The organism is Bacillus sp. 1A, assembly GCF_052682215.1.
Window position 1 is genome coordinate 4,511,044 of sequence record NZ_JBQYLZ010000001.1, and the last position, 12,387, is coordinate 4,523,430.

Genomic DNA, 12,387 nt, shown 5'->3' on the forward strand with positions numbered 1-12,387 from the left:
CACTAAAATTCTATTAATATATTATTTATTTTTCGTTTTGAATTTCTTATTTTGTTTTCGGATTCTTCCACACTTTCTCTCATTCTCCTCCCACGTCATATGAAATGACTTAAATTTGAATCTACAGTACGCCAATAGTTGGAATTCTGCCGCTCCGATTGCAACCGCATACATTAATACAGTTCCTACTCCATACATAACAAAAAAATCAATTGAATAATCATTTTGAAAATACATTAAAATAAGTAGTATTAATATATATATTATAGCCCCCTTTATCATAGCTCCTTTTGTCTTACTAAAAAACGAGGTGGATCTTTCATCACTACTAAATGCACCTTCACTTGCTTGTTTAAATGTATCTAGCGTTGCTACAATATGGATAATAACTGCTCCTACAACTAGTAGCGCGGTATACATCCTACCAATTGAATTGTCAGCCATTTCAGAAACAATCGAAACTACAAATAATATCGTTCCAAGTTGAAACGCATATAGTAATACGATTAGCGTTTGTAACTTTTGAAATTTAAAACATGCTTTCGGAAATAGATATATAATTAAAAATATAATTTGAATACTAAATAACACAATTTCAGTTTTAACAATTGTTCTATTAAAAAAATTGTTGTAGTAATTCAAATCACCTACAAAAATAACAAACATAAATATTGAAATATAAAATATTGTTCCAACCATAAAACCCGTAGCACCTTCAGGACTTAAACGTCCTTGACATGTTATTCGAAATTTATCTAAATCTTCTTCTTTTATATTCCACACCCTGATATTTCCCCTTCTATACAGTTTAAATAATTTTCGTGCACTAAAATTCTATTACATTCTTAATATTTTTAAGTACATAGATCTTTGTACAATTAAATTCAGATAATCTTTTAGATATACCATTACCACATTAATTACCATAATCATATACTCAGAATGCTTTTTGATAGTTCAAATAGTATCCTTTCTCCTCAAAAGTTCCAAATATTCTTCTCTCTTTCACTTAAGTATAACCGTCTTCTTGTCACCTTCATCCATTTCCTTTATTAGGCTCTCATACTTTATTTTGATTTCCTAAAACTACACGCGCTCAGCAAAACATAACTGTTATCACAGTAACTATTTTTCACTACCCCTTTACTCATATCCTCACAACATTTATCATTCTCAAAATTCAATCAAAATATATTATTTTTAATTTATATACTCTTTTTCATAATTTACATATTCTTTTTTGGAACTTTGATTATTATCTTCCCTGGTATGATAATATGTTGAAATCTCTTGATTGCGTTTTATAAGCTTATCTTCTTTTTTTTCTTCATAATTTACCAATATTGTTATTTGTATTATTCTCATTTGATTTTCTTTTGTATCATTAGGCGTATTAAATTCAATCATCAATATTGCAGAATCAAATTTATCATATTTTAAATTTAACTTGTCATTTATTATGCTTTTAAACTGTAATTCAGTTAAATCATAGCTTATTATGCTAGGTTCACTAAATCTTTTTGTATCTTCACTCGGTTTTAATTTACTAAGTTCATTTAATCCTCTAAACATTATTTTTACATATGAAATATCTATGCCTTGATTCTGGGCTATTGAACGAGATTTTTCATTTTTCAAATTTGTACTATAGACAGTTTCTTTTTTGTAATTTTGATTACTACCAACGTTTTTATCATTTTTTATATCAGTAGCAATCTTTTGAGTTGTTTTCCCATATAAGTCGTTTTCTTTCACATTATATATTCCATGGGTTGTTTGATATATTATCCTGCTATGTTCACCATCTTCTTTTTCTTCATAAGCACTGTCGCTAGTCTCTTCTTTCACATATGCATATCCATCATCACTCGCAGACATAACCGTCTTCATATCACCTTCATCCAATGCCTTTACTAATCTCTCATACTCTATTTTTGTTTCCCCGAAACTGCACGCGCTTAGTAAAAACGTTACAGTCATTACAATAACTATTTTTTTAACTAACCTTTTACTCATGCCATAACTACACCTTTCCCCTTATTTTATACATTACTTGCTATTCAAATATTGTTTTTCATACTTCTCATATCGGGTTTTAGAAGCTTTATCATTATCTTCTTTACTATTTAAATAGATTGCTATTTTTTGATCATGCCTTATTAATCGGCCTTCTTTATTCTTTTTTTCATATCCCATTGTGATGCTTATTGTAGTGAATTCCATTGGATTTTCTTTTGAATCTTTCGCCGAACTAAACTCCATTAATAATATTGCTTCATCAAATTTCTCGTAGTCCACCTTTAACTTATTATTAATTATTTCTTGAAATTCCGATTCAGTTAAGTAATATGTTACCTTGGGTGGTTCATTAAATCTTTTTTTATCTTTTTTTGGCCTTAAACTATCTATTCCCTTTAATCTATTAAATATAAATCGAACATTCGAAACATCCAAATTTTGATCTGGACTTTTTGATTGATTATCTTCGTATTTAATACTAGTTCTATATACAATCTCTTCTTTTTTTTGCTCACTATTTAATGAACTAGTAATTTCTTGAAAAGTTGTTCCATAGAACTTTTTTTCTTTAATATTGTATACTCCTCCTGTTGTTTGATATACAACGCTAATGCGATTATCAGTTTCCGCCCAAAACGTGCTATCCCTAACCTCTTCTTTCAAATAAGCATACCCATCATCACTCGCAGACATAACCGTCTTCATATCACCTTCATCCAATGCCTTTACTAATCTCTCATACTCTATCTTTGTCTCTCCAAAACCACATCCACCTAATAAACTTGATACTATTGACAGAACTATCATCATCTTAGCTTTCTTCTTTAACTTCATACTGGCACCCCGTTGATTTCCCTAAGCATTTTTTTAAGTTCATTATGTTCCTTTTTGGATAGTAATATATTTCACCTTTACTTATTGGTATTTATTTACTCATACAGATTATATTAAAGATACTTTAATTTTTAATAGCATCGATTTATATACAATCCTTTATTGCTTATATATTCTATTCGAATTTTCAGAAACCAAAACTTATTTTATTTTATTTCTTTGGCTTGCTTTTTTTCCTTCTCTTCATAAAGCTTTAGTCTTTTCTGACATTCCCTTTCATGTTCCTCCCACGAAATATAAAATGATGTAAATTTAAATCTACAATAGGCTAATAATTGGAACTCAGCTGCGCCTATGGCTATCGCGTACATGATGAACGTAAATATAAAGTAACCAAACATTATGCTCAATGAGTAATTATTTTGTACATAAATTAAAACAAGAAGAATTAGTACATAAATTGCCACACCAAACATTACATTTTTCTTTGCCTTATTAAAAAATGAAGTAGATCTTTCTCCCATACTAAATGCACCTTTACTTGCTTGTTTAAAAGTATCAACTGTTGTTACACCATGAACAAGTATTGCTCCTAATACTAGTAAACCTACATAAATAAGCGTAATAAAATTAATAGAATAATTACTCATCCCTGGAAGAACAAATGCCGTAAGACCTATAGTACCTAACTGAAACGCATATAATAATATCACCAATGTCTGGAGCTTTTGAAATTTAAAACGTACCTTAGGGATCAGATATATAATAAAAAAGATTACTTGTAGGCTATATAACAACAATTCCATTCTAACTATTACTGTGTCAAAAAGAGTCGGATAGTAATCCCAGCCAAATCTAATTAATGCTACAAAAATAAAAAGCATCAATAACGAACTATAAAGCATTCCACCAAACATAAACAACATAGCTCCTTCAGGGCTTAAACGATGTCTACATGTTATTTTAAATTCATCTAAATCTTCTTCTTTTATGCTCCACATTTGTTAGCTCCACCTTTCCCCGAACTATAGTATATTACCAAAATAAAGATGCAATTTTTTTAGTCCCTGATTTTATACCTTTTTATTTTCATCGCCACTCTTAACCATCTCTTTTGTTGTACTGCGCCTTGTATTTTAAATATTCCTGTCTCGCATCTTGGTTATTATCCTGTTTTCTATTAAAATACGTTATTATTTGGAACATATTTTCTACTAATTTTCCATCCTCATTCTTTTCTTTAAAGTCTATATCTATCCTCATTTGCAAAATTTGTTTTGGATTTTTGGGGGCATCCAGGCGCAATACGATTGTTGCTCCATCAAATTCATCGTATTGTATCTTTAATTTATTATTAATAATATCTTTAAATTCAGATTCAGTTAGTCGATATCCCACTGAATTAGGCTGATCAAACTTTTTATATCATCCTCGGGCTTCATCTTTAGTTTCCCTATCCCATTTAAACGATCTACAATTAAGTTTACGTATGAAACATCTAGATTTGAATCCGAACTTTTCACCTGTCCATTTTCATACTTAACATGAGTACTATAAATAGTTTTTTTTTATAATTTTCATTTGTCCTTTCCCCCTTGTCTTTTTCTATTTCAGTCGCAACTGTTTGTATCGCCTCTCCATATAAACTTTTATCTTTTGTATTATATACACCTTCCGTAGTTTGACGAATTGTCTTACTGTGCTCTCCATCTTCTTTTTTCTCAAATGTACTATAAATACCTCTTTGGATCACATAAGCATACCCATCATCACTCGCAGACATTACCGTACTCATGTCCTCTTCTTCTAATGCCTTAACAAATCTCTCATACTCTATCTTTGTCTCCCAAAAGCCACATCCACTTAATAAACTTGCTACTATTGACAGTACTATCATCATCTTAGCTTTCTTCTTGAACTTCATACTAACACCCTTATTCAATCAAAATAAGCTTTCCTCTTTCCATTTTGGAAGAGGAAAGCTTATTTCCTTTTAAATTTATTTTTTTCCCTTTATTTCTAACTCTTGTGCTTGTTGTTGCTTTTTATTTTTTTCAATTACTTTTTCAACAAACTCATTCCGCCACATTTTAAACTTAGCTGCGAATTGACCTTCAATTTTATTTCGATACCCTTCAAATTTAACCTCTGCAATATCCGCGTGGTTAAATAATTTATACGTCTCTTCGGTTAAACCCACTGGATGCAACACTCCGCCATAATCATAGAATGTGTTTTCATCAAGTAATAAACCTCTCGTAGTAATTACATACTCCGCATCTTCCTCTTCTTTAAGACCCAATCTTACAACACTGCCTAAAGGTAATACTTTATCCATATAGTCTTTCATATTAATTCACTGTCCCTTTTAGTACGCTAATTTTCTCTTCTATTTTTTGTCTTTTTTTCTCTAATTGACGGATCCGATCAATAAATGCCTCACGTGTTTTTCCTTGTAATGTACTATCAATACTACTCTCTAACCTTCTAATTTCCCCTGTTAAAGATGCAGCTGCTTTTTCTAATTGCACTACAACGTTTATAATTTGTTCTCGTCCACCACTAGCTGGAAATGTACTATGAACCCTTGACATTATCGTATGTAAATCCACCTTCATACCCCTCTCTTTTAAATTTATAAACTTGGAGCTTTAATAATATGAAACTGCTCCTAATTCTTCGTCTTTTGCAAACATAGAAAATACCGCTTCTGAAACATCGTCGTTTAATTGCTTTAAATCTTTTGATAACTCCTTCACATCTTTAGCAATTTCACCTAATAAAGAACGGTTTATCCCCCTGTTGTTATCATTCATAAAGAGATTTAACAATGAGTGACGATGACTTAATATATGTTCAGATACAATTGCAGCTACATTTGTATCAACTACAAAATCTCCTTTAAACAAATCTAGTAAATCTTGCACGTAAGAAGCTGCAACTTCTTTTGCAATTTCTAAAATTTCACTTGTAGCTAAATATACTACAACACTTCCAGCTAAAAAATTTATAGCAGTATTAAATACAGACTCTAATACTTCTAAAACTTTTTCCTTACATTTCGCTAAAGTTGTTTCAATCCATTCTACAGCGATATCTACCGCTCCTTTAATTTCAACTGTAGCCATTATACTAAATTGGATTGCTTCTGCTGTAATTTGAGATTTTAGTCCTTCATACTTTTTATTGAGGTTATAAATACTTTCTGTCACTTGACCCTTTATTTTTCTATACTCTCTCCCAGCTTGTACAGCATCTGAATAGGTAAGTGCCACCCATAAAATCGATGAAATCGGTGTTCCTTGTATGATAAAGTTTATTCCTATACCTGCGACTTGTTCTTCCGCTAAAGAAACTTTTCTATCAAATTTTTTATTTATAAGACCTGTATAAAAACCACCTGCCGATTGGGTAAACTCTACAAAACCTGGAATTATATCCCCTCCAGTATCATTAGTACTGGGTAATTTATCAAACCATATTAACTTGCCCTTATTATCATAATCTTTCATAGAGAAAACGTAAGAATGCCATGCTTGGTTTGGAATTATATACATTCTCCCAGGTATTGTAAAATCCGCCATTTTTATTCCGAGATGTAATGGATCCTTTTCATTAATAACATTCCTAATATTATTCATATCAAATCCATTACCAAATTTATCAACATCTCGATTTAATATAGGTGCTGGATTTAATGTTAATGATTCAATATTATCTTCTTGGTGCCTTAACGATACCGTATTAGCTAAACCACCACCTAATGAATGCCCTGTTACACTAATTTTGGCAGCAGGGTTATCATGTTTAACCTTCAAATAAAATTCTTCTCCTTGATCATACTGTTTGACTGTAAAATCGTGTTCCCAATTACCTAACACTATTTTATTTGCACCAGTTATATTATGTCCCCCAATTTCACCATCTGTTATTGCATCCGTTGCATCTTCCGTTCCTACGTATGTTATAACAATTTCTCCTGTAGAGTTATCTTTAAAAGCGTATGCAGCAAATCCTGTATTCTCATCAACTTGTCGATCTACAATTGTTGCATTAAATCTTTTTTCTAATCTCGTTATATTATCTATTTTTGATTTATCATATGGAGGCTTACCAGCTTTAAATTTATAGATATCCTCACCTGCTAGCTCTAATTTCCCCCAATCAGAACTTATTTTTAACTTATTACCTAGTTTCACTTCCTTACCCATTTTCTCCCTCTCTCCTAATCATTTATTATTTTGTGTAATCTTCCTTATAATTTAAATATTCTTTTTTCCCATCATGAATATTATTTTGTTTCTTATCAAAATATGTTATTATTTGGACCATATTTTTCACTATTTTTCCATCTTCATTTTTTGTTTTATAATCTATATCAATACTTAATTGTAATATCTGTTTGGGATTTTTTGCAGAGTCAAAACTTAGTGAAATTGTTGATCCATCATATTCATCATAATTTATTTTTAACTTACCATTAATAATACTCTGGAATTCGGATTCAGTTAGTCGATATCCCACTGAATTAGGTTGATCAAACTTTTTTATATCATCTCCAGGTTTTATCTTTAGTTTCCCTATTCCTTTTAAACGATCTACAATTAAGTTCACGTATGAAACATCTAGATTTGAATCCGGACTTTGCACCTTTTCATTTTTATACATAATATTTGTACTATAATTAACTTCTTCTTTATAATTTTTATCATCTACTTCCGAGGTAATTTCTTGTGTTGTATTCCCATATAAACTTTTATCTTTTATATTATATACGCCTGTCGAAGTTTGGTAGATTGTTTTACTATGCTCTCCATCTTCCTTTTGTTCAAATGTACTATATATACCTCTTTGGGTTACATACGCATACCCATCATCACTCGCAGACATAACTGTCTTCATGTCCCCTTCATCCAATGCCTTTACTAATCTCTCATACTCTATCTTTGTCTCTCCAAAACCACATCCACTTAATAAACTTGCCACTATTGACACGACTATCATCACCTTAGCTTTCTTCTTTAATTTCATACTGTCACCTCGTTAGTTACTCTAGGCATTTTTAGTTTCATTATGTTCCCTTTTTGATAGTAATACACTTCATCTTTACCTAATGGCGCTTCGTTGCTTATATATTTTATATTGAAGATACTTTGATCATTTAATGGCATTGCGATAATTGCTGCTGTTAGTTTACTTCTCATTTTCATAGGTAGAGCTTCACGATTTCGGTCCATGTAGTCGTGGTGACCTGCTAATACAAAGTAAATACCTACTGTACGAGATAAATCAATTAAAGTCGCTGCATCCTCCATTTCTAAATAAACAAATTTACTAAACTCTTCAACATTTGTCATGATAATGAGTTGTTTTGTGAATGCAGGAATTTCTCTACCTTCTTGTCTTGCTTGTGCTAATTCAAAAGCTCGTTCACGAATTACTTCCATCCAATACTTCGCATGCATATTGATTTCATTTTCGTCTACAATGTAGTGCGTCACATCGTCTTTATATTGAACGAAACTATACTCTGCTGTATCCACCAACGTCACACTTTCAAAATAATCTTTATTCAATTGAGATAGGATGCTAGATACAATTTGTTTTCTCATACTATCATCTACACTATAAATCATTAAATGATCATTCACTGCAATATCATGAGCTATAACTTCTACGTTTGCAAAATCAAGCCCCATTGGAATTCTTGCTGCTTGTAGAGCTTTTGTAACGTCTTTATTTTTACGATAAGTAGCAATATCAATCACTTCTGGCATCATTGGAATTGCCTTCGGACGTTCTCCATCCCATTCTCGATCCATATCATTTGCTTCTTGTTGTAATAATTGAATTTGCTGTAATTCATCTTCTGCTTTCGTAGGTAATGCAACCTGGAATAATGTAGGAGATTCTAGTTTTATTAACGCTCTTCCTGCTGTTTCTTCCACTTTTATATCAGATCTCCCTACAATACTAGCTACTTCACTTTGATCAATCATATATAGGCAAGTTTGGATTTTAATATTATTGTACAATTGAATTCTAAGTGCATTTTGTCGCCCTGCACTAATTAAGGTATGAATTCCTAAACTTGCACCATCTCGGACAATTTGCATAATTAGCATTTCAAAGCTTTCATAGAACTTCGCTTCTTTTACTGCATCATAATTGTCGATTGCAATAATAATATGTGGTATTTCTTTCCCGCTTGCCTTTTCATACATTTCAATATTTGCAACGTCATATTCACTTAATAATCGTTTACGATTTTTCATTTCTTGAGTTAATCTTTCAACAAACTTTAAACATTTTTCAGATTCATCAATCGTAATCGTATCCGCTACATGAGGTAATCCTTTCAAAGGTAGAAGACCATTTGTTCCAAGGTCCACTAAATACACATGCAAATGCTCCGGACTATGCTGACGAGCTACATCCATAATGACTGATTGTAAGAATGTTGATTTTCCGTAGCCTGGACTTGAGAAGACCGCTACGTGTCCGTCTTTACTAATATCTAATGTTAATGGTGTTTGTGATTGTAATTCAGGCTGATCTAGTAGACCAACTGTTGCTTTTAATGGTTTCTTTTCTTTCGTCCATGCTTCTTTGAACTGAATAGCGTGTAAGTCTTGTAAATATACGCTTTCTGGAAGTGGCGGTAACCACGGTCTAGCTAACGCTTCAATTTCATTTATTTCTGCGTAATCGTGAATGTAGTCAATAACAGCATCCAGTTCAGATGGTACGCTTATTACTTCTTTACTGCTACCAAGTCCACTTAAGTCTTCACTTAATATTTCATATTGTCCTAGATCATTTATTGCATAGATTGTTGCGTCTAAATGTTCTTTATCCTCTTTGTTTTCTACATAGTCTGCTCCGCTCCAAGCTGATTGGAATAGTTCATAAATTTCATTATTCCCAACTTGTAAGTAAGCACGTCCTGGTAATGTAATTTCAGCAGCATCTGGTGTTTTTAAAATTTCATTACTATCTGACGTATTTTGAACTTTTAATGCTAGTTTGAATTTCGAGTTACTCCAAATTTGATCATCTACAACACCACTCGGTTTTTGCGTAGCTAATATTAAATGAATTCCAAGTGAACGACCGATACGCGCTGTTGAAACTAACTCTTTCATAAATTCTGGTTGTTCTGACTTCAGTTCCGCGAATTCATCACTAATTAAAAATAGATGTGGCATCGGTTCACTTACTAAGCCTTCTTTATACAATTTTTGATACTGATTAATATGGTTTACATCATTTTCCCCAAATAAGCGTTGTCTTTTTTGCAATTCAGCTTTAATTGATGCGAGCGCTCTCATACTTTGTGCTCCATCTAAGTTCGTAATTGTTCCTAATAAATGCGGTAAGTTTTTGAATAAATTCGCCATACCGCCGCCTTTATAGTCAATTAGTAGAAAGGCTACTTCGTAAGGATGGAAATTGACCGCTAGAGATAATATATACGATTGTATAATTTCCGACTTACCTGAACCTGTTGTACCTGCTATTAACCCGTGTGGTCCGTGTGCTTTTTCGTGTAAGTTTAAGTTTACGATATCTTCTTTACCACGTAATCCAAGTGGTACAGCTAAAGATTTATGCGCTGCATTTTTCTCCCAGCGACTTGTGATATTCAGTTCTTTTACTTTCTCAACACCGTACATTTCTAAAAATGTTACACTTTCTGGGATACTATTTTTTAAGTTTTGCAAATGATTTAACGGTGCTAATGCTCGTGAAACATCTTCTAAATTGAACCCTTTCGGTACGTGATTTAGTTTAAATTGACGGTTTACAAGCTCTCCTTGTTCTAAGATGATGTTCCCTTGTTTTGCATCTCTTATGTCTATTACCGTTTTCACGTGCTCCGGTAAACTTTGCATAACATCTTGTACAAATACAAGTGATACACCTAATTGACTCGGATCATCATTAAAGAATTCCATAACAACATGGTCTAGTATTAGTTTTTCATCTGTAATGAGAACGACATAGTGCGGTGCAAAGTACATTTTTTCATTCGTTGAACTTTTTTCATCTAGTTTTAATTTTCGTTCTTTCAACATTTGATACAAACTATTTAACACTTGATCACGGCTACGATCATGATATACAAATCCACGTACATTTATATCGCGAACACTTCCATGAGGTAACCAGCGCATCCAATCCCATTTTTCTTTTTCTTCTTCAGGAAAAATAGTAATAAACTGCAAGTCATAATAACTATGGAATAACGCGGTTTGCACAACTAATAATTGTAATTGTTCTAACACTAAAGAGCGTTGTCCAATATAGCCAACCGGTCCATTTATCAAATCTGTTACAACAGGTACATCTTCCAAAGTAAGATAACGCTGTCTTAGTTCACGTGCTATATCAATTAATTCATCTTTCGTTTGACTAAATTCTTCTTCATTAAATTGAATTTCAAAACTTGTGTTAGCTTGTCCTGTTCCAACGCTAAATGTTAAGAAATCATGATGTAACATTGTTTTTTCATATATACGTGGATTTACTTGCATAGCCATATTACGTATAACTTCAACATTTGGATTATGATATTGTAATGCATGACGCTGCTTTTCACTTTCTGCATGTAAATCTTTCGTTTTTTGTTTTATATACGCTCTATAACTTTTATCACGTTCAACAATGTCGATTTTATATTGCTTTAAATTTTTTATATAAGATGTGACAGAAACAATAATCGTTACTAATGTCATCGCAATCGATGCAATAATAAACATTCCATATTTCATAAAGATAGCAAGTAATACTGTTACGACAATCATGACAAGAGATGGTGCAATGATTCTTGCCAAATGCTCAGTCGGTTTTGACGGCATACTTGAAGGTTTTGCAATTGTCATTTTCTCTTCTGGTTCACGGTAAATAATACGTGGTGAACGATGATAGTCTGGATAACCACTTTGATAATTCGTTTCTGATTCTACTAAAATAGGTAACGTAGATTTAACGTTCTCTTCTGAAGACAATACTTGAATATCTTCACTGCCTATTTCTACTAAAACACCATCAAAATATAATACGTCTCCAGCTTCTAACATAACGCTATCTTTTAGCTTCGTATAATTATGAAATACATCCCCGTCATATACGTTCACTTTAAAAGAATCGTACAACGTTTCACGAGATAGCATTAAATCTATATTTGCCCCAGTAATAGAAATATCATCAAAACTGTTTTGACTAATTGTAAGAGAATGTTTCGTTCCGATATCAAACACTTTAGTTGTGCCAATAATAGAGATAAAGATTTTCAAGCTCACATCTTTAGTTTTTCCAATCTCAAATTCCTTATTGAACTCTATTAATTGATTTTGTACCATCCAAGCATTTACTTCATTATTCCACTTTAACTCTACTTCTTGTTCTAAACTTGGATTTGTAATATCATTTGTCCACTCTTTTCCAATCGACACTATTGATTGCTCATTTGGATGTAATGTGCACTTATATATTTTGTCTCCATAAGTCAATACTAATAGTTGCTCCATG

The 12,387-nt window shown here is 32.0% G+C and carries 9 protein-coding genes and 1 pseudogene; all 10 read right to left on the minus strand.

Annotated features, from left to right (window positions below; translation table 11 throughout):
• Positions 1 to 21: 21 nt before the first annotated feature.
• On the minus strand, positions 22 to 783 hold the full coding sequence (locus ACUN0F_RS23125) for a hypothetical protein (RefSeq protein ID WP_445540247.1): 762 nt from the start codon (positions 781 to 783) through the stop codon (positions 22 to 24).
• Between the two features lie 417 nt (positions 784 to 1,200).
• Positions 1,201 to 2,016 (minus strand): DUF3952 domain-containing protein, encoded by an 816-nt coding sequence (locus tag ACUN0F_RS23130; protein WP_445540248.1) that lies wholly within the window; start codon positions 2,014 to 2,016, stop codon positions 1,201 to 1,203.
• Positions 2,017 to 2,049: 33 nt separating this feature from the next.
• A complete protein-coding gene (locus ACUN0F_RS23135) occupies positions 2,050 to 2,853 on the minus strand; it encodes a DUF3952 domain-containing protein (protein ID WP_445540249.1) in 804 nt (267 codons plus the stop codon).
• 206 nt (positions 2,854 to 3,059) lie between these two features.
• A complete protein-coding gene (locus ACUN0F_RS23140) occupies positions 3,060 to 3,854 on the minus strand; it encodes a hypothetical protein (RefSeq protein WP_445540250.1) in 795 nt (264 codons plus the stop codon).
• A 100-nt stretch (positions 3,855 to 3,954) separates the two neighbouring features.
• Positions 3,955 to 4,777, minus strand: a pseudogene (locus tag ACUN0F_RS23145) (DUF3952 domain-containing protein).
• A gap of 75 nt (positions 4,778 to 4,852) precedes the next feature.
• Complete coding sequence (locus tag ACUN0F_RS23150; RefSeq protein ID WP_086409583.1) at positions 4,853 to 5,203, minus strand: DUF4176 domain-containing protein; 351 nt, start codon at positions 5,201 to 5,203, stop codon at positions 4,853 to 4,855.
• A 1-nt stretch (position 5,204) separates the two neighbouring features.
• Positions 5,205 to 5,465: a hypothetical protein gene (locus ACUN0F_RS23155; RefSeq protein WP_016077813.1), complete on the minus strand. Its 261-nt coding sequence runs from the start codon at positions 5,463 to 5,465 to the stop codon at positions 5,205 to 5,207.
• 39 nt (positions 5,466 to 5,504) lie between these two features.
• Complete coding sequence (locus ACUN0F_RS23160) at positions 5,505 to 7,064, minus strand: lipase family protein (RefSeq protein ID WP_445540251.1); 1,560 nt, start codon at positions 7,062 to 7,064, stop codon at positions 5,505 to 5,507.
• A gap of 25 nt (positions 7,065 to 7,089) precedes the next feature.
• A complete protein-coding gene (locus ACUN0F_RS23165) occupies positions 7,090 to 7,884 on the minus strand; it encodes a DUF3952 domain-containing protein (protein WP_098069216.1) in 795 nt (264 codons plus the stop codon).
• On the minus strand, positions 7,881 to 12,386 hold the full coding sequence (gene essC, locus ACUN0F_RS23170) for a type VII secretion protein EssC (RefSeq protein ID WP_445540252.1): 4,506 nt from the start codon (positions 12,384 to 12,386) through the stop codon (positions 7,881 to 7,883). The genes ACUN0F_RS23165 and essC overlap by 4 nt, the downstream gene beginning before the upstream one ends.
• Position 12,387: the final 1 nt, after the last annotated feature.